Below are 17,118 nucleotides of genomic sequence, written 5' to 3'. Positions count from 1 at the left end.
TCAGCATTGAATATTTATTTGCCGAGGCGCCTGTGGGCGCGTCGCTACCGTGAGATAGCCGTCCTCCATGTTTGGTTCCAACGACGACAAGAAGACCCCAGCTGCGGCTGGCGAGAAAAAAGGCCTGTTCGGATGGCTGCGCAAAAAGCCGCAGGAAACCGTCGTCGAACAGCCACAGCCGCTTAATGAGCCGGCCCCAGAGCCGCTATTGAATGAGGAGCCGGCGCCCATTGTCCTGCCGATCGTCGAGCCGGTGCTGCAGCCGCCCGTCGAGCCTGAACCTGAAGTCGTGGCGGAGCAACCCTCGATTTCGACCCCGGTCGCCGAGCCCTGGTTGAAGCTGCCCGTGGCAGAGGAACCGGTGGCGTTGGTCGTGGATGAAATGGCGCCGCATCTGCCGCCGCCAATCCCGGCGCTGACTGTTGTTGCGCCTGAGCCCGTTCAGGCACCGGTTGTCGAGCCGCCTGCCGCTGCGGTGGTGTTGGCCGAACCCGAGCCGCTAGTAGAGGTGCCAGTGCCTGCCCCGGCGCCAGCGCCAGTTATCCCGCCAGTGGTCGAGACGTCGATGGCCGTCATCGAGCCTGTTGCCGAGCCTGTGCGTACCGAAGAATCCAAGGCGGGCTTCTTCGCGCGGCTCAAGCAAGGGTTGTCGAAGACCAGCGCCAGCATCGGCGAAGGCATGGCCAGCCTGTTCCTGGGCAAAAAGTTAATCGATGACGAGTTGCTCGAAGACATCGAAACCCGTCTGCTGACTGCCGACGTTGGCGTCGAAGCCACCTCGGTGATCATCCAGCGCCTGACCCAGAAGGTCGCGCGCAAGGAGCTGGCCGATGCCGATGCGCTGTACAAATCGCTGCAGGCGGAGTTGGCCGCGATGCTCAAGCCAGTTGAGCAGCCACTGAAGATCACCTCGCAGAGCAAACCGTTCGTTATTCTGGTCGTCGGCGTCAACGGCGCCGGCAAGACCACCACCATCGGCAAGCTGGCCAAAAAGCTGCAGCTCGAAGGCAAGAAAGTCATGCTGGCTGCCGGTGACACCTTCCGCGCTGCTGCAGTCGAGCAGTTGCAGGTCTGGGGCGAGCGCAACAAGATCCCGGTGATAGCACAGCACACCGGCGCCGACTCGGCATCGGTTATCTTCGATGCCGTGCAGGCCGCCAAGGCCCGTGGCATCGACGTACTGATCGCCGACACTGCCGGGCGCCTGCACACCAAAGACAACCTGATGGAAGAGCTGAAGAAGGTTCGCCGGGTGATCGGCAAGCTCGATGCGGACGCGCCGCACGAGGTGTTGCTGGTGCTCGACGCAGGGACAGGCCAGAACGCTATCAACCAGGCCAAGCAATTCAACCAGACCGTTGCATTGACCGGTCTGGCCCTGACCAAGCTTGACGGCACGGCCAAGGGCGGGGTGATTTTCGCCCTGGCCAAGCAGTTCGGTTTGCCTATTCGCTATATCGGCGTCGGCGAAGGCATCGATGATTTGCGTACTTTTGAAGCAGAACCCTTTGTCCAGGCGCTGTTTGCCGAGCGGGAGCGTTCATGATTCGTTTCGAACAGGTCGGTAAACGCTATCCGAACGGTCACGTCGGCTTGCATGAGCTGAGCTTTCGTGTCCGTCGGGGCGAGTTCTTGTTTGTAACCGGGCATTCCGGAGCCGGTAAAAGCACATTGCTGCGCCTGCTGTTGGCCATGGAGCGCCCGACGACCGGCAAATTGCTGCTGGCCGGGCAGGATCTGGCCACCATCAGCAATGCGCAGATCCCCTTTCTGCGGCGGCAGATTGGCGTGGTGTTCCAGAATCACCAGCTACTGTTCGATCGCACCGTGTTCAACAACGTCGCCTTGCCGCTCCAGATTCTCGGCCTGTCGAAGGCCGAGATCGTTAAGCGCGTGGACTCTGCCCTTGAGCGAGTGGCGCTTTCCGACAAAACCGATCTATACCCGGGTGACCTGTCTACCGGTCAACAACAGCGCGTCGGTATTGCCCGGGCCATCGTGCATCGCCCGGCCTTGCTGCTGGCGGATGAACCCACAGGTAACCTCGATCCGCGCCTGGCGGCCGAGATTATGGGTGTTTTCGAAGATATCAATCGCCTGGGTACCAGCGTGCTGATCGCCAGTCATGACTTGGCGCTGATCGCCCGCATGCGTCACCGCATGCTGACCTTGCAGCGCGGTCGATTGATCGGTGACGGGGAGGCCGGCGTATGAGTGCGACTCGCAGCCCCAAGGTTTCCGAGCGCGTGGCCCCCAAGGCCGCCGATCCGCAGCCGAAGAAGAAAAAACGCGACGACGATGACGGTCCCGACTTTTCGACGCTGTTCCATGCCTGGGTCGAAAGCCATCGCGCCAGCCTGATGGACAGCCTGCGCCGTTTGGGTAAGCAACCCATTGGCAGCTTTTTTACTTGCATGGTGATGGCGGTCGCCTTGAGCCTGCCCATGGGGCTGTCACTTCTGCTAGGTAATGTCGAACGCCTCGGTGGTTCCTGGCAGCGGGCGGCGCAGATTTCCCTTTACCTGCAACTCGACGCCAGCCCCGAGCAGGGGGAAGCGTTGCGAGAGCAGATAAAGGCTATCCCCGGCGTTGCCGAGGCTGAATACGTGGGCAGCGATCAGGCGCTCGAAGAGTTCCAGCAGCAGTCTGGCCTAGGCGATGCGCTCAAGGAATTGCCGGAAAACCCGCTGCCGGGCGTGGTGCTGGTGACCCCCAACGAGGTCGACAAGCCCGCCCTTGAAGCATTGAGACAAAAACTTTCCGAGTTGCCGAAGGTACAACAGGCGCAACTTGATCTAGTCTGGGTCGAGCGTTTGGCCGCGATCCTGAAGCTGGGCGACCGTTTTGTCTTCGGTCTGACGGTGCTGCTGGTTTCTGCATTACTTTTGGTGATAGGCAATACCATTCGTCTTCATATTGAAAACCGCCGCACAGAGATAGAAGTGATTAAACTTGTCGGAGGCACTGACAGTTATGTGCGCAGACCCTTTCTGTACATGGGTGCGCTATATGGCTTCGGTGCAGGGGTTTTTTCTTGGGGCGTATTGGCGTTTGGCCTGGACTGGCTGAACGATGCGGTGGTCGGCCTGGCCGGTTTGTACGGCAGTGATTTCGCCTTGGCCGGCGTGCCGGTTGCCGATGGTCTGTCACTCTTGCTTGGCGCGGTGCTGTTGGGGTATATCGGTGCATGGATTGCAGTCGCACGCCACCTGCGGGAGCTTGCGCCAAAGTAATATCATTTTGCTCGTATTGACCTTTCAGCGTTTATGGGAACTTGTTCTTCGGTTTCCGGTCAATTTTCGCAGTGCTGAACTGCACGAGTTATGTAAGACGGAGGTTTTTTCGTATGACCAATTCTTTGCAACCTGCATATGCTCTGGTCCCGGGTGCGAACCTGGAAGCCTATGTGCACACGGTGAACAGCATTCCTTTGCTGACGCCGGAGCAGGAGCGTGAACTGGCCGAGAGTCTCTATTATGAGCAGGATTTGGGGGCGGCTCGGCAGATGGTGCTCGCCCACCTGCGTTTTGTTGTACACATTGCCCGTAGCTATTCCGGCTACGGTCTGGCTCAGGCTGACCTGATCCAAGAAGGCAACGTCGGCCTGATGAAGGCCGTGAAGCGCTTCAATCCGGAAATGGGCGTGCGTCTGGTTTCGTTTGCTGTGCACTGGATCAAGGCGGAAATTCACGAGTTCATCCTGCGCAACTGGCGCATCGTGAAAGTCGCGACCACCAAGGCCCAGCGCAAGCTGTTCTTCAACCTGCGCAGCCAGAAGAAACGTCTGGCCTGGTTGAACAACGAGGAAGTTCACCGTGTGGCGGAGAGCCTGGGCGTTGAACCGCGGGAAGTGCGCGAGATGGAAAGCCGCCTGACCGGCCATGACATGGCCTTCGACCCTGCTACGGAAGCAGACGACGACAGTGCGTTCCAATCGCCAGCCAACTATCTGGAAGACCACCGGTACGACCCGGCCCGTCAACTGGAAGATGCCGACTGGAGTGACAACTCCAACCACAACCTGCACGAAGCGCTGGAAGTGCTGGACGACCGCAGTCGTGACATTCTCTATCAGCGCTGGTTGGCTGAAGAGAAAGCCACGCTGCATGACCTGGCGCAGAAGTACAACGTGTCGGCCGAGCGTATTCGCCAGCTTGAGAAAAGCGCGATGAACAAGCTCAAGTTGTCGATCGCCGCTTAACTTCCGCGAACGCCATGAAAAACGCCCCGATCAGCACTGATCGGGGCGTTTTTGTTGGGTGCCCATATTTAGCGGCGCCTTGGCCCCCTATTGGAGATTTTTTGACTGGTATTTTGATGTTCGGCTATTGGGACCAAGGCGCCCGGCGCGAATCGTTCAGGCCCAGCAGGTAGCTGTCACCACCCAACTGACTCATCTGCTGCCGAACCCACCCTGCGCGTCGCGCGACATAGCTGGTGGGATGGCTCGCGCTCCAGGCTCGCGGGTTTGGCAGTACGGCCGCCAGCAGGCTGGATTGCTGACGACTGAGCCCTTTTGCGCTGACGCCAAAGTGATGCCGGGCCGCCGCTTCAGCGCCAAACACGCCCTCATCCCACTCGACACTGTTGAGGTAAACCTCAAGTATCCGCTGCTTTGGCCAGAACACCTCGATCAACCCGGTAAACCACGCCTCCAGGCCCTTTCGCAGCCAGCTGCGGCCTGACCACAGGAACAGGTTCTTCGCAACCTGTTGGCTCAAGGTACTGGCACCTCGAATCGAGCCGCCAAGCTCGTTGTGAGCCAGGGCTTTTTGTATCGCGACAAAATCGAATCCCCAATGCTCCGGGAATTTCTGATCTTCACCGGCAATCACCGCGAGCTTGAGGTCGTCGGAGATCTCATTCCAGGGTTTCCAGGTGCGTTGCAGGTCGATGGGCTCGCCGTCGAGCCAGGATTCGATCTTGCGCTCGACCATCAAGGCCGTGCCTGGGGGTGGTACTACGCGAAATATCAGCACCAGCAGCACGCTGCCGCCCGCGAACCAGAGTGCGGCCTTGGAGAATCTTCGTAGAATTAAACGCAGCATAGAGATGGCTTGGCCGAACCCGTTGAGCGGGCCATTATACAGACCCTGTTGATCGAGTCTGACTGGAGTTCTCATGCTGCGTGGCTTTCTGATGCTGGCTGCTTTTTTCGGCTTTACCGGAGTTGCCCTTGGAGCGTTCGCCGCCCATGGCCTGAAGAGCCGCCTGACGCCTGAATACCTGGCGATTTTCCATACCGGCGTCACTTATCAACTGGTGCATACCCTGGCGTTGCTGGGCGTGTCGCTACTGGCCACGCAAATGCCGGGACGGCTGGTTACATGGGCGGGTGCTTCGTTTGCGATCGGCATCCTGCTGTTTTCCGGCAGCTTGTATGTGTTGACCATGACGGGCATCAGCAAGCTTGGGATCATCACCCCGTTTGGCGGGCTGGCGTTCCTGGTAGGCTGGTTCTGCCTGGGTCTTGCCGCCTGGCGCCTCTCCTGAGTTGCCCCGATCCCTGTAGGAGCGAGCTTGCTCGCGAAAAACCTGAGAGCGCCGCGAGGCGCCAGGCTCCCAGCGTTATCGTGAACGTCCATCGCGAGCAAGCTCGCTCCTGCAAGGTCGGCGACATGACGAATGGCTTGGGTCGATCTGACTGATCGGGCTAGAATGCCAGCCCCTTAAAATGATGGTGGCCTGCGGCATGCGCATTCAGTTGAACGGCGAATCCCTTGAATTGCCCGACGGTGAAACCGTTGCGGCCCTGTTGACCCGTCTGGAACTGACCGGACGCCGGGTGGCAGTGGAGCTTAACCTGGATATCGTCCCGCGCAGTCAGCATACCGAAACCATCCTGAATGACGGCGATTCAGTCGAAGTCGTGCACGCCATCGGCGGCGGCTAGTCGCCCGGTCCGCAAGGTCACAGAATTCTGCAAGAACCTCACTCCTACAGAGGATTTCCCATGAGCATCGTTCGTAGCGACAAGCCCTTCGTCCTGGCCGGTCGTACTTACCAGTCGCGTTTACTGGTAGGTACCGGCAAGTACCGTGACATGGAAGAAACCCGCCTGGCCATCGAGGCCTCGGGTGCCGAGATCGTGACATTCGCGGTGCGCCGTACCAACCTTGGCCAGAACCCGGGCGAACCGAACCTGCTGGAAGTCCTGTCGCCGGATCGCTACACCTTCCTGCCGAACACTGCCGGTTGCTTCGATGCCACCGAGGCCGTGCGCACCTGTCGCCTGGCCCGGGAACTGCTTGGCGGCCACAACCTCGTGAAGCTGGAAGTGCTGGCGGACCAGAAGACCCTGTTTCCCAACGTTATTGAAACCCTCAAGGCCGCCGAAGTGTTGGTCAAGGAAGGTTTTGATGTGATGGTTTACACCAGCGATGACCCGATCATTGCCCGCCAGTTGGCGGAAATCGGCTGCATCGCGGTGATGCCGCTGGCCGGTCTGATCGGTACGGGCCTGGGGATCTGTAACCCTTACAATCTGCAGATCATCCTTGAAGAAGCCAGGATTCCCGTACTGGTAGATGCCGGTGTGGGTACCGCTTCGGACGCCACTATTGCCATGGAACTGGGCTGCGAGGCGGTGCTGATGAACTCGGCCATCGCCCATGCCCAACAGCCGGTCATGATGGCCGAAGCCATGAAACACGCCATCGTCGCGGGCCGCTTGGCCTACCTCGCCGGTCGCATGCCGAAAAAACTCTATGCCAGCGCCTCCTCGCCGCTGGATGGTCTGATCAAGTAAGAGCCATTGATGACTGAATCAAACGAAACGCCTATCCAGCCGGAAGAAGGCGAAGAACGCCAACATCGCCGTATCAAGAGTTTTGTGATGCGCGCTGGGCGCATGACCGAAGGCCAGCAGAAAGGCCTGGAGCAGGGCACTGCGCTGTTCGTTCTGCCGCTGGCTGACGCGCCTGTAGACTTCGATCAGGTGTTTGGTCGTTCTGCACCGCGTTCCCTGGAAATCGGCTTCGGCATGGGCCATTCGTTGCTGGAGATGGCCGCAGCTTCGCCGGAGCAGGATTTCATTGGCGTCGAGGTGCACCGTCCGGGTGTTGGCGCGCTGCTCAATGGCGTGCTGACCCAGGGCCTGACCAACCTTCGGGTCTACGATTGCGATGCGATCGAGGTGCTCAACCGCTGCGTGGCCGACAACAGCCTCGATCGGCTGATGCTGTTTTTCCCGGACCCGTGGCACAAGAGCCGTCACCACAAGCGTCGTATCGTGCAGGCGTCGTTCGCTGAACTGGTGCGTAGCAAGTTGAAGGTCGGCGGTGTGCTGCACATGGCCACGGACTGGGAGCCGTACGCGGAATACATGCTGGAAGTGATGAGCGTCGCGCCGGGTTATCGCAACCTGGCCGAAGACGGCAAGTGCGTACCGCGCCCGGCCGAGCGGCCGATCACCAAGTTCGAACGCCGCGGCGAACGTCTTGGGCATGGCGTGTGGGATCTGAAGTTCGAAAAGCAGTCCTGAACCGTAACGCTGTAAAAACTGTGGGAGCGAACTTGCTCGCGATTGCGGTCTGACAGTCAACGAAGATGTTGAATGTTATGACGCCATCGCGAGCAGGCTCGCTCCCACAGTTGTTTTGGGTGTGTCCAGAGGTCAGCGGCGGTCAGCCACTACGCCAATCAACACCAGCACCACCACCAATACCGGTGCCAGGCTGTAGTTATTGAACTGGCTCAAGCCCTTGACGATCCATGGGGTCGCATAAATCAGCGCGGCTCCGCTGCCGACCATGCACAGCAGGGCCATCATCGGGACACGCAAGGCGCCCGCGACGCTGCCCAGGCGTTGCTCGACCCAGCCTTTGAAATCCGCTCCAAACAACACCAGCAGGCACCCCACAAGGGCCAGGGCGATTTCCGATAGGTTGCTGCGGCTCCAGCGAGACACCGTGGCGAGAAGGTCGAGTACCAAATCCATTCGTTTTCCCTTAGGGCTGAAATCAGCTCAGAAAATTCTGCAGCAAGTCATTGAGAAACAGCTGGCCGCGTTCGGTGGCCGCCAGACGTGACGGTTCGACCTGCAACAAGCCACTTTGTTCTGCCTCCAGCCGACGTTGCGCGAGGCTTTCCAGCGGCAGACCGGTACGCTCGGGATAGAGCCGCGAATCCACGCCTTGCGTCAGGCGCAGGGCATTCATCAGGAACTCGAATGGCAGCTCTTCGTTGGGCAGCGCTTTCTCTCCGGCTTGGAAATTTTTCGCCGGGTTGAGGTAATCCTTGGGCAGCCGAGTCTTCCAGGTGCGTACGATGCGCCCGTCCGGATGGCTGAGCTTGCCATGGGCTCCAGCGCCGATGCCGATGAAGTCGCCGAAACTCCAGTAGTTCAGGTTATGGCGCGCCGCGCGGCCAGCCTGTGCATAGGCGGACACTTCATATTGCGCGTAACCGTGCTCGGCCAACAACGCCTGCCCGGCCTCCTGAATGTCCCACAGCGTGTCGTCTTCCGGCAGCGCGGGCGGCTGGTTCCAGAACACCGTGTTCGGTTCCAGGGTCAGTTGGTACCAGGACAGATGAGTCGGCTTCAGGGCGATGGCCTGGCGCAGGTCGCTCAACGCGTCGTCCAGGGACTGATCGGGCAAGCCGTGCATCAGGTCCAGGTTGAAGTTGTCGAACCCGGCCTGACGCGCCATGCCGGCGGCCTGCAGTGCTTCGTCACCATTATGAATGCGCCCCAGCGCCTTGAGTTTCTCTTCCTGAAAGCTCTGGATGCCGATCGACAGGCGATTGATCCCCAGCGCCCGGTAAGCAATGAATTTCTCTTGCTCGAAGGTTCCGGGATTGGCTTCCAGGGTGATTTCGATGTCGGCAGCAAACGTTATGCGCTGCTCAACGCCTTTGAGCAGTCGACCCAAGGCCGCAGCGCTGAACAGGCTCGGCGTGCCACCGCCAAAGAAGATCGAACTCAGCTCGCGGCCGTAGACCGCATGCAAATCCTGATCGAGATCGGCCAGCAACGCGTCGACGTATTCCTCTTCCGGCAGCACCGGGCTGGCCGTGTGGGAATTGAAGTCGCAATAAGGGCATTTGCGTACACACCACGGGATGTGGATGTACAGCGCCAGGGGCGGCAGCACCGCCAGCGCAGCCCGAGGTGATTGTGCGGCACCGCCGTAAATCAACGGCGGCGCGGAGGCGTCGTGGGTCATTTCAAGCCCAGACGCTGGCGCAGCAGTTCCATTGCGCGGGCGCGGTGGCTGATCAGGTTCTTGTCGCCAGGGCTCAGCTCTGCGCTGGAACAGTCGCGTTCCGGTACCCAGAACAGCGGATCATAGCCAAAACCATGCTCGCCGCTGGCCTGGGCCAGGATGCGCCCTTGCCACAAGCCTTCGCAGAGGATCGGCAACGGGTCATCGGCGTGCCGCACCAGTGCCAGTACACAAACGAATTGAGCGCCGCGCTCGGCCTCAGGCACGCCCTTCAGGGCGTCGAGCAGCTTGGCGTTGTTCGCCGCGTCACCTTGACCGTCAGCGTAGCGAGCCGAATAAATGCCCGGTGCGCCGCCGAGGAAATCCACTGCAAGGCCCGAATCATCGGCCAGCGCCGGCAGGCCGGAGATGCGCGCGGCGTTGCGGGCCTTGAGAATGGCGTTCTCGACGAACGACAGGCCGGTTTCTTCAGGCTCGACAGTGCTTAACTCGCCGATCGAGCGCAATTGCACCGAGTCGCCGAGCATGGCCTGGAGTTCCTTGAGCTTGCCGGCGTTGTGGCTGGCCAGTACGAGTTGGGTGAAGTTCATCATCGGCCGGGGAAAAGCTCTTGGTTGAAGTTGATGGTGTTGATTTTATCGCCAATCTGCACCTGAATTTCAAAGGTGCGGGTCTCCTGCTGATCGACCGGGTATTGCGCGATGTAGTAGATCGCGTTCTGTTCGGTGATCTGGCGGAAGTTGAGCTTCACGCTCTGGCTGGTCAGGTCCTTAATGGTGCCGCTGACTTGGGCCATCTGCGGTTTGCCGTCCTTGAGCACCGAAATGTTGATCACGCCCTGGTTCTTGCTGCGGGTCAGTTCCGTGGCTTTGGCAATGTCCGGGGTCAGGAAGGTGGAGTTGAAGGTGTTGTAGTGCACCGTCACGTCACCGAATTTTTCCTGGCGTTCACCCTTGATGACGTCGGCGGCCATGGCGGTTACGCTCAGGCAGGCAGTAAGTAGAAACAGCGCTAGACGACCCATGTTGGTTCTCCTCGAAATGTGGTGTTTCACACCGCGATCTTGTGATCCTGCAGCCCGGGGCTGCTGACGCGGTAGATGCCGATTTCACCTAATAGATTAGGCCATAGCTTACTTGCCCACCCGTGGCGGTGCTGTTGATCCACGGCAAGCCGATCAATGACCTTGGCTTCACGTTCGCGACACAACTCTTCAAAGTCACCGAAAGTGCAAAAGTGGATGTTTGGTGTGTTGTACCAGGTGTACGGCAGGAAGTCGGAAACCGGCATCCTCCCCTTGCTCGCAAGATACCAGCGGCAGCGCCAGTGGCCGAAATTCGGGAAGGTGATGATGCACTGGCGACCGACCCGCAGCATCTCGTCGAGGATCCGGTCCGGATAGTGCACCGCTTGCAACGCCTGGGTCATGACCACGATGTCGAAACTGTTGCTGGCGAAGTTGCCAAGGCCCTTGTCCAGGTCCTGCTCGATGACATTGATGCCTTTGGCGACGCACTCGGCAATGTTGTCTGGATCGTTTTCCAGTCCGTACCCGGTCACCTGCTTGTTGTCGCGCAGCCAGGTCAACAGTTCGCCGTCGCCGCAGCCCAGGTCGAGCACGCGGCTGCCGGCGGGGATCCATTCCTGGATGATTTCCAGATCGGCTCTCATGATGTCCTCAACGCAAAATTCGGTTCATGTAGTTGCTGAACGCCTGCAGGTAACGCGGGATCGGAATCAGGAAGGCGTCGTGGCCTTGCGGAGCATCGATCTCGAGGTAGCAAACGTCTTTCTTGGCTGCCATCAGCGCATCCACCAACTCGCGCGAACGGGCAGGGGAGAAGCGCCAGTCGGTGGTGAAGGACATCACGCAGAATTTGGCTTGGGCGTTGGCGAAGGTTTTCGCCAGGTCGTCGTCGAAATTCGCCGCAGGATCGAAGTAATCCAGAGCCTTGGTCATCAGCAGATAGGTATTGGCGTCGAAGCGCCCGGAAAACTCCTCGCCCTGATAACGCAAGTAGCTTTCGACCTGGAACTCGACGCTGTGGAAGTCGTAGTTGAGCTTTTCACTTTTCAGCCCGCGGCCGAATTTCTCGCCCATGGAGTCATCGGACAGGTAAGTGATGTGCCCGACCATCCGTGCCAGCATCAGGCCGCGCTTGGGGATCACGCCTGCTTCCTGGAACGAACCGCCATGGAACTCTGGGTCAGTAAGGATTGCCTGGCGCGCCACTTCGTTGAACGCGATGTTCTGCGCCGACAACTTGGGCGCCGAGGCGATGGCCAGGCAGTGCCGGATGCGTTCGGGATAGGTGATGCTCCATTGCATCGCCTGCATGCCACCCAGGCTGCCACCGATCACGGCGGCCCATTGGCCGATGCCGAGCAGGTCGGCCAGGCGCGCCTGGCTGTGCACCCAGTCCTCAACGGTGAGCACCGGAAAGTCGGCACCAAATGGCTTGCCGGTGTCCGGGTTGATGCTGCTCGGACCGGTGGAACCATTGCAGCCGCCCAGGTTGTTCAGGCTGACGACGAAGAATTTATTTGTATCAATGGGCTTTCCGGGGCCTATGCAACTGTCCCACCAACCGGGTTTGCGGTCGTCGGGGCTATGGAAGCCGGCGGCGTGGTGGTGGCCAGACAAGGCGTGGCAAATCAGCACGGCGTTGCTCGCCGTGGCGTTCAGTGTGCCGTAGGTTTCGTAGATCAGGTCATAGGCTGGAAGCGAGCGGCCACAGGCCAGGGCCAGGGGTTCGCTGAAGTGCGCCACTTGCGGCGTCACCAGACCAACAGAATCGGCGGGAAAGGCAGTTGGCATCGACCCTGCTCTCGTTGAAATGAGGCGTAAGTCTAAAGACCGGTGGGGTTAGCGGCAAGCAAAGGCCGGGGATGATTTCATTCAGTCAGCGCCCAGGCGCTCCCTTCGCGAGCAAGCCCGCTTCCACATTGGAATGCATTTCAAATGTAGGAGCGGGCTTGCTCGCGAAGAACGAAAACGCGGTCAGCCTGCGAGTCAGATCAGCAACCGCAAAATCTGCGGCATCATCGTCATCTCGGCCAGGTTGTTGATCACCAGCATGTCGAGCAGCTTCAGGGCCATGAACGCGAGGATCGGCGAGATGTCCAGGCCGCCGAGGTTTGGCAGGATTTTGCGGAACGGTGCAAGGGCCGGTTCGCAGATCTGGTTGACCAATTCGGCGCCAGGGTTGTGGCTGCCCGGTGCAACCCACGACAGGATTACGCTGATGATCAGGGCAAAGAAGAAAATCTTCAGGAACAGCGCGGTCACGCCAATCAGCGACCAGATCAGCAGCTGCAGCGGGTTGCCAAGGGTGCCGTAGGTCAGCAGCAGCGTCAGCGCCATCAGCGCCAGTTGCACCAGGATCGCCAGCACCAGGGACGACATGTCCAGGCCAAACATGCTCGGGATGATCCGGCGCAGGGGCTTGAGCAGCGGCTGGGTGGCTTTTACCGCGAATTGGCAGAGCGGGTTATAGAAGTTCGCCCGCACCAGTTGCAGTACGAAGCGCAACAGCACGATCAGCAGATACAGACTGCCGAGGGTTTGCAGCACGTAAACCGCTGCAGTGTTCAATCCAATCATGTAAGGCTCCTTATTGACCCAATTGTTCGGCCATCTCGGCCGAGCGGTGCGCAGCGGCGCCAAGTGCTTTTTCTACCAGCGCTTCAAAGCCGCCAGCCTGGAACGATTTGATTGCAGCTTCGGTGGTACCCCCCGGCGACGTCACCCGGCGACGCAATTCAGCCGCGTCGACGTCACTGGCAACCGCCATGTGCGCGGCGCCCAGTGCCGTTTGCACCGTCAGCTGAGCGGCGATGTCCGCCGGCAGGCCGAGTTTGACGCCGGCAGCGGTCATCGCTTCAATCAGCAAGAAGAAATACGCCGGGCCGCTGCCGGAAACGGCGGTGACCGCGTCCAGCTGCTGTTCCTGGTCAAGCCATAAGGCAATGCCGACAGCAGACAGCAACGTTTCGGCTTGCTGACGTTGCTCGGCGCTGACTTCGGCAGTGGCGAACAAACCGCTTACGCCCTGGCGCAGCAATGCCGGGGTATTGGGCATGCAGCGCACGATCGGCTGGGCGCCAAGCCAGTTATTCATGCTCGCGCAGGTAATGCCGGCGGCGATGGACACCACCAGTTGATTCGGCTTCAAGCTCGGACGAATCGCTTCGCACACCGCCTTCATTGCCTGGGGTTTGACCGCCAGAACGACCACTTCGGCGTCTTGGATGGCCTCGGCGTTGTCGGCAAATACGGCAATACCGTGTTCAGCGGCGACTTTCGAGCGGGTTTCGGCGCCAGGATCGCTGGCGCTGATTTGCGCGGCTCCCAGACCTTTGGCGCGCAGGCCGCCGATCAGGCTGGCGGCCATGTTGCCGGCACCGATAAAGGCAATACGAGTCTTGCTCATGTCAGGTCCTTATAAAGAGAGCCATTAAGGCTGGCTAGGCGTTTGTTGAGAGCCCCGGGCGCCAAACAGGGCCGTACCGATACGGACCCAGGTGGCGCCCATGGCGATGGCCGACTCGAGGTCGTGGCTCATGCCCATGGAAAGTGTGTCGAGCGGCAGGTTCAAACTGGCTTGCAGTTGCTGTACGGCAGCAAAGGCCGCGTCCTGGTCAGCGCGATTTTCAGTCGGCTCGGGAATCGCCATCAGCCCGCGCAACCGGATGCGTGGCAATTGGCTGATGGCTTGCGCCAGCGCCGGCAGATCTTCAGGGGTGCAGCCGGATTTGCTGGCTTCACCGCTGACGTTGACCTGGATGCAGATGTTCAGTGGGGGCAGATCGGAGGGACGTTGTTCGGACAGGCGTTGTGCGATTTTCAAGCGATCCACGGAATGCACCCAGGCGAAGTGCTCGGCGATAGCGCGAGTCTTGTTCGATTGAATGGGGCCGATGAAGTGCCAGATCAAGGGCAGGTCGGCCAATTCGAGCTGTTTGCCCAAGGCTTCCTGCAGGTAGTTTTCGCCGAAGTCGCGAATCCCGGCGGCGTGTGCTTCGCGCAACGCTTCGGCGGGCTTGGTCTTGCTCACTGCGAGCAACTGCACGCTGTGCTCGTCGCGGTGAGCCGCCTGGGCCGCAGCATGGATGCGCGAACTAACCTGAGTGATGTTGTCTGCTATCGTGGACATTCAAGAGGCGCCAGCGGTTCTGAGGTTGGCGGCATTCTACTGGAATTGAGGAGTGCTATGGATATCACTGAGCTGCTGGCTTTCAGCGCCAAACAGGGCGCGTCCGACCTGCACTTGTCCGCCGGCCTGCCGCCGATGATTCGAGTCGATGGCGATGTGCGGCGCATCAACCTGCCAGCACTGGATCACAAGCAGGTGCAGGAACTCATCTACGCGATCATGAATGATACCCAGCGCGTGGACTTCGAGAAGCACCTGGAGACCGACTTTTCCTTTGATGTGCCCGGCGTGGCGCGCTTTCGGGTCAATGTCTTCAACCAGAACCGTGGCGCTGGCGCGGTTTTTCGTACCATCCCTTCGACAGTCCTGAGCATGGATGACCTGGGCATGGGGGACGTGTTTCGTAAGATTACCGAGGCCCCGCGCGGCCTGGTATTGGTGACCGGGCCCACCGGGTCAGGCAAGTCGACCACCCTCGCGGCCATGATCGATTATCTGAATAACCACCGTCATCACCACATCCTCACGATCGAGGACCCGATCGAATTTGTTCACGAATCGCGCAAATGCCTGATCAATCAGCGTGAAGTCCACCGCGATACCCGCAGTTTCGCCACCGCCCTGCGCTCGGCCCTGCGCGAGGATCCGGACGTGATTCTTGTGGGTGAAATGCGCGACCTGGAGACTATTCGCCTGGCGCTGACGGCGGCGGAAACCGGGCATCTGGTCTTCGGCACGCTGCACACCACTTCAGCGGCGAAAACCATCGACCGGGTGGTGGACGTGTTTCCGGGTGACGAGAAGTCCATGGTGCGTTCGATGCTGTCCGAGTCGTTGCTAGCGGTGGTGTCACAGGCGCTGATTAAGAAGATTGGCGGCGGTAGGGTTGCCGCGCACGAGATCATGGTGGGAACGTCGGCGATCCGTAACCTGATCCGCGAGGACAAGGTGGCGCAGATGTATTCGTCGATTCAGACTGGTGCGTCGCTGGGGATGCAGACGTTGGATATGTGCTTGAAGGATCTGGTCAGCAAGGGGCTGATCAGTCGCGAGCATGCGCGGGAGAAGGCGCGGTCGCCGGATAACTTCTGAGGAGAGTTTGTGGTGTGTTCAGAGGCGCCTTCGCGAGCAAGCCCGCCCCCACAGGAGAATGCATTCCAAGGTGGTGGGCTTGCTCGCGAAGAGGCCGGCATGACCGAAGCAAGTGCCGGGCCTGAATCGTGGCTTCAGATCAGCGCTGAACAACCCGCAACGCGGCCTGTTCTTTCGGCAGCACTCGCTTGGCCACCACGTAGTGTTTTTCCCAATACGGTTTCTTCAGGGTATCGATGCTCACCGACTTGCCACGACGCGGTGCGTGGATGAAGCGGTCATTGCCCAGGTAAATGGCGACGTGATTGACCCGACGGCTTTTGATGTTGAAGAAAATCAGATCGCCAGGCTTCAGATCCTTGCGATCGACTTTCTCGCCATGGCCACTGGCCATGGCATTCGAGGTGCGAGGCAGATCGAATGTTGCGTCGTTGAACGCGTATTTCACCAAGCCGCTGCAGTCGAACCCTTTACTTGGGCTGCTACCGCCCCAACGATAAGGAGTACCGAGTACGTTTACCGCACGGCTCAGGACATTGCTGCTTTCCTTGCTCGCCATCGGCGGAACCAGGCTGCTTTTGCTGGTCAGGGTTGGAGCGGTGTTTTTGCTTTTGCTCGAAGGAGCAGACGCATGGGATTTCGGGGTGTAACCATTAACGTTAGGAAGACGTTGCTCACGATTGGTGGCGTGGGCGGCCAGTGGCATCAAAAGGCAAATGGTTAGCCATGTCTTGAAAAATGGACGCATTAGGCAGGGCTCATATTGGTTAGCGCGCAACTTTATAACAGCTTTTTGGTCCATTCCGGGTCCGTTGGTCGATTCGCAACAGTCTCAAGGGAACCAAGTGGGCGACAGATGTACGCGGGACTTTAAGCAAATGTCTTATGCGACAAGACTTTAGCGAGCCGGAGGATAACATTTGCCATCTGTCGGCCACCCGTAAAAAAGTCACAAAGAATTAAAGAATATTTATCTATCGTGTGAATCGAGGTCATCCATGAATACCTATCAACACCCTGTTCCGCACCAGGACACCCATAGCAAGGTCATTGGCTACCTGCTGTGGATCTTCGGATTCACTGGTGCTCACCGCTTTTATTACGGCAAGCCGGTGACCGGGACGATCTGGTTTTTCACTTTTGGTTTGCTGGGGATAGGTTGGCTGATCGACCTGTTCCTGATCCCGGCCATGGACCGTGAGGCGGACCTGCGTTTTACCGCTGGGCCGATCGAATACAACGTCGCTTGGATTCTGCTGACTTTCCTGGGTGTGCTTGGTGTGCACCGCATGTATCAGGGAAAATGGATCAGCGGGTTGTTGTATCTGGTGACAGGCGGGTTGTTCTTTATAGGGGTGCTGTATGACTTCTGGACTTTGAATGACCAGGTGTCGGTGCGTAACGCCCAAAACCGCGGCACTTTCCAGTAATTGGTGGCGAGGGAGCAAGCTCCCTCACCACAGGTGTTACGCCTGGTGGCTAATCCGCCCATCCACCAGGGTGTAACGCACCACCCCCGGCAGGCTGTGGCCAATAAACGGGCAGTTCTCCCCCTTGGACAGCCAGGTTTCACCGGCCACGGTCGAAGCCGCCGGATCGAACAACACGATATCCGCTGCGCCTCCCACCGCCAGCTTGCCCGCCGGCAGGCGCAGTGCCTCGGCCGGACCGGCACTCAGGCGCGCCAGCAGTGTCGGCAGATC

The 17,118-nt window shown here is 59.5% G+C and carries 22 protein-coding genes; 10 read left to right on the top strand and 12 right to left on the bottom strand.

Annotation, left to right across the window (positions count from 1 at the left end; genetic code table 11):
* Positions 1-67: 67 nt before the first annotated feature.
* From ftsY to rpoH, 4 genes are all read left to right on the top strand, one after another.
* Positions 68-1,546 (top strand): signal recognition particle-docking protein FtsY, encoded by a 1,479-nt coding sequence (ftsY, locus tag L9059_RS27525; RefSeq protein WP_247294102.1) that lies wholly within the window; start codon positions 68-70, stop codon positions 1,544-1,546.
* Complete coding sequence (ftsE, locus tag L9059_RS27520) at positions 1,543-2,214, top strand: cell division ATP-binding protein FtsE (protein ID WP_095164552.1); 672 nt, start codon at positions 1,543-1,545, stop codon at positions 2,212-2,214. Before ftsY ends, ftsE begins: the two co-directional genes overlap by 4 nt.
* Positions 2,211-3,233, top strand: coding sequence for a permease-like cell division protein FtsX (gene ftsX / locus L9059_RS27515; protein ID WP_247294101.1), 1,023 nt, complete (start codon positions 2,211-2,213; stop codon positions 3,231-3,233). The genes ftsE and ftsX overlap by 4 nt, the downstream gene beginning before the upstream one ends.
* A gap of 113 nt (positions 3,234-3,346) precedes the next feature.
* Positions 3,347-4,201 carry an RNA polymerase sigma factor RpoH gene (gene rpoH, locus L9059_RS27510; protein WP_033060492.1) on the top strand — a complete coding sequence of 285 codons (855 nt, stop codon included), beginning with the start codon at positions 3,347-3,349 and terminating at the stop codon, positions 4,199-4,201.
* A 124-nt stretch (positions 4,202-4,325) separates the two neighbouring features.
* Here the strand turns inward: rpoH and mtgA are convergent, their stop codons facing one another.
* Complete coding sequence (gene mtgA / locus L9059_RS27505) at positions 4,326-5,048, bottom strand: monofunctional biosynthetic peptidoglycan transglycosylase (protein ID WP_247294100.1); 723 nt, start codon at positions 5,046-5,048, stop codon at positions 4,326-4,328.
* Positions 5,049-5,121: 73 nt separating this feature from the next.
* Here mtgA and L9059_RS27500 point away from each other — a divergent pair, with 73 nt between their 5' ends.
* From L9059_RS27500 to trmB, 4 genes are all read left to right on the top strand, one after another.
* Positions 5,122-5,493: a DUF423 domain-containing protein gene (locus L9059_RS27500; RefSeq protein ID WP_247294099.1), complete on the top strand. Its 372-nt coding sequence runs from the start codon at positions 5,122-5,124 to the stop codon at positions 5,491-5,493.
* Between the two features lie 199 nt (positions 5,494-5,692).
* Positions 5,693-5,893 (top strand): sulfur carrier protein ThiS, encoded by a 201-nt coding sequence (gene thiS, locus L9059_RS27495; RefSeq protein ID WP_247294097.1) that lies wholly within the window; start codon positions 5,693-5,695, stop codon positions 5,891-5,893.
* Positions 5,894-5,953: 60 nt separating this feature from the next.
* Positions 5,954-6,748 carry a thiazole synthase gene (locus tag L9059_RS27490; protein WP_247294095.1) on the top strand — a complete coding sequence of 265 codons (795 nt, stop codon included), beginning with the start codon at positions 5,954-5,956 and terminating at the stop codon, positions 6,746-6,748.
* A gap of 9 nt (positions 6,749-6,757) precedes the next feature.
* Positions 6,758-7,483 (top strand): tRNA (guanosine(46)-N7)-methyltransferase TrmB, encoded by a 726-nt coding sequence (trmB, locus tag L9059_RS27485; RefSeq protein WP_247294093.1) that lies wholly within the window; start codon positions 6,758-6,760, stop codon positions 7,481-7,483.
* Positions 7,484-7,615: 132 nt separating this feature from the next.
* Here the strand turns inward: trmB and L9059_RS27480 are convergent, their stop codons facing one another.
* From L9059_RS27480 to L9059_RS27440, 9 genes are all read right to left on the bottom strand, one after another.
* On the bottom strand, positions 7,616-7,939 hold the full coding sequence (locus tag L9059_RS27480) for a DUF3392 domain-containing protein (RefSeq protein WP_122841138.1): 324 nt from the start codon (positions 7,937-7,939) through the stop codon (positions 7,616-7,618).
* Positions 7,940-7,961: 22 nt separating this feature from the next.
* On the bottom strand, positions 7,962-9,167 hold the full coding sequence (hemW, locus tag L9059_RS27475; protein WP_247294091.1) for a radical SAM family heme chaperone HemW: 1,206 nt from the start codon (positions 9,165-9,167) through the stop codon (positions 7,962-7,964).
* A complete protein-coding gene (gene rdgB / locus L9059_RS27470) occupies positions 9,164-9,760 on the bottom strand; it encodes an RdgB/HAM1 family non-canonical purine NTP pyrophosphatase (RefSeq protein WP_247294090.1) in 597 nt (198 codons plus the stop codon). Before rdgB ends, hemW begins: the two co-directional genes overlap by 4 nt.
* Positions 9,757-10,191: a DUF4426 domain-containing protein gene (locus L9059_RS27465; RefSeq protein ID WP_247294088.1), complete on the bottom strand. Its 435-nt coding sequence runs from the start codon at positions 10,189-10,191 to the stop codon at positions 9,757-9,759. The genes rdgB and L9059_RS27465 overlap by 4 nt, the downstream gene beginning before the upstream one ends.
* A gap of 26 nt (positions 10,192-10,217) precedes the next feature.
* Complete coding sequence (gene metW / locus L9059_RS27460; protein ID WP_045059822.1) at positions 10,218-10,838, bottom strand: methionine biosynthesis protein MetW; 621 nt, start codon at positions 10,836-10,838, stop codon at positions 10,218-10,220.
* Positions 10,839-10,845: 7 nt separating this feature from the next.
* Positions 10,846-11,985 carry a homoserine O-succinyltransferase MetX gene (gene metX, locus L9059_RS27455; RefSeq protein ID WP_247294086.1) on the bottom strand — a complete coding sequence of 380 codons (1,140 nt, stop codon included), beginning with the start codon at positions 11,983-11,985 and terminating at the stop codon, positions 10,846-10,848.
* A gap of 195 nt (positions 11,986-12,180) precedes the next feature.
* Positions 12,181-12,771 (bottom strand): YggT family protein, encoded by a 591-nt coding sequence (locus L9059_RS27450; RefSeq protein ID WP_247294084.1) that lies wholly within the window; start codon positions 12,769-12,771, stop codon positions 12,181-12,183.
* A 10-nt stretch (positions 12,772-12,781) separates the two neighbouring features.
* Positions 12,782-13,600, bottom strand: a complete 819-nt coding sequence (gene proC, locus L9059_RS27445; protein WP_247294082.1) for a pyrroline-5-carboxylate reductase — start codon at positions 13,598-13,600, stop codon at positions 12,782-12,784.
* A 24-nt stretch (positions 13,601-13,624) separates the two neighbouring features.
* Entirely contained in the window at positions 13,625-14,323 is a 699-nt protein-coding gene (locus L9059_RS27440; protein WP_247294080.1) for a YggS family pyridoxal phosphate-dependent enzyme, read from the bottom strand.
* Positions 14,324-14,380: 57 nt separating this feature from the next.
* Between L9059_RS27440 and L9059_RS27435 the strand changes: the two genes are divergently transcribed.
* Positions 14,381-15,415, top strand: coding sequence for a type IV pilus twitching motility protein PilT (locus L9059_RS27435; protein WP_247294078.1), 1,035 nt, complete (start codon positions 14,381-14,383; stop codon positions 15,413-15,415).
* A 139-nt stretch (positions 15,416-15,554) separates the two neighbouring features.
* Here the strand turns inward: L9059_RS27435 and L9059_RS27430 are convergent, their stop codons facing one another.
* On the bottom strand, positions 15,555-16,163 hold the full coding sequence (locus L9059_RS27430) for a C40 family peptidase (protein ID WP_247294076.1): 609 nt from the start codon (positions 16,161-16,163) through the stop codon (positions 15,555-15,557).
* Between the two features lie 250 nt (positions 16,164-16,413).
* Here L9059_RS27430 and L9059_RS27425 point away from each other — a divergent pair, with 250 nt between their 5' ends.
* Positions 16,414-16,845, top strand: a complete 432-nt coding sequence (locus tag L9059_RS27425) for an NINE protein (RefSeq protein ID WP_247294075.1) — start codon at positions 16,414-16,416, stop codon at positions 16,843-16,845.
* Positions 16,846-16,881: 36 nt separating this feature from the next.
* Here the strand turns inward: L9059_RS27425 and L9059_RS27420 are convergent.
* The coding region (locus L9059_RS27420) for an amidohydrolase family protein (protein ID WP_247294073.1) at positions 16,882-17,118 on the bottom strand (237 nt) is incomplete at its 5' end.

The sequence above is a fragment of the Pseudomonas violetae genome (assembly GCF_023072615.1).
GTDB classification, from domain to species: domain Bacteria; phylum Pseudomonadota; class Gammaproteobacteria; order Pseudomonadales; family Pseudomonadaceae; genus Aquipseudomonas; species Aquipseudomonas violetae.
The sequence above is the reverse complement of the archived record's forward strand: the minus strand, read 5'-3'. Positions and strand labels throughout refer to the sequence as shown.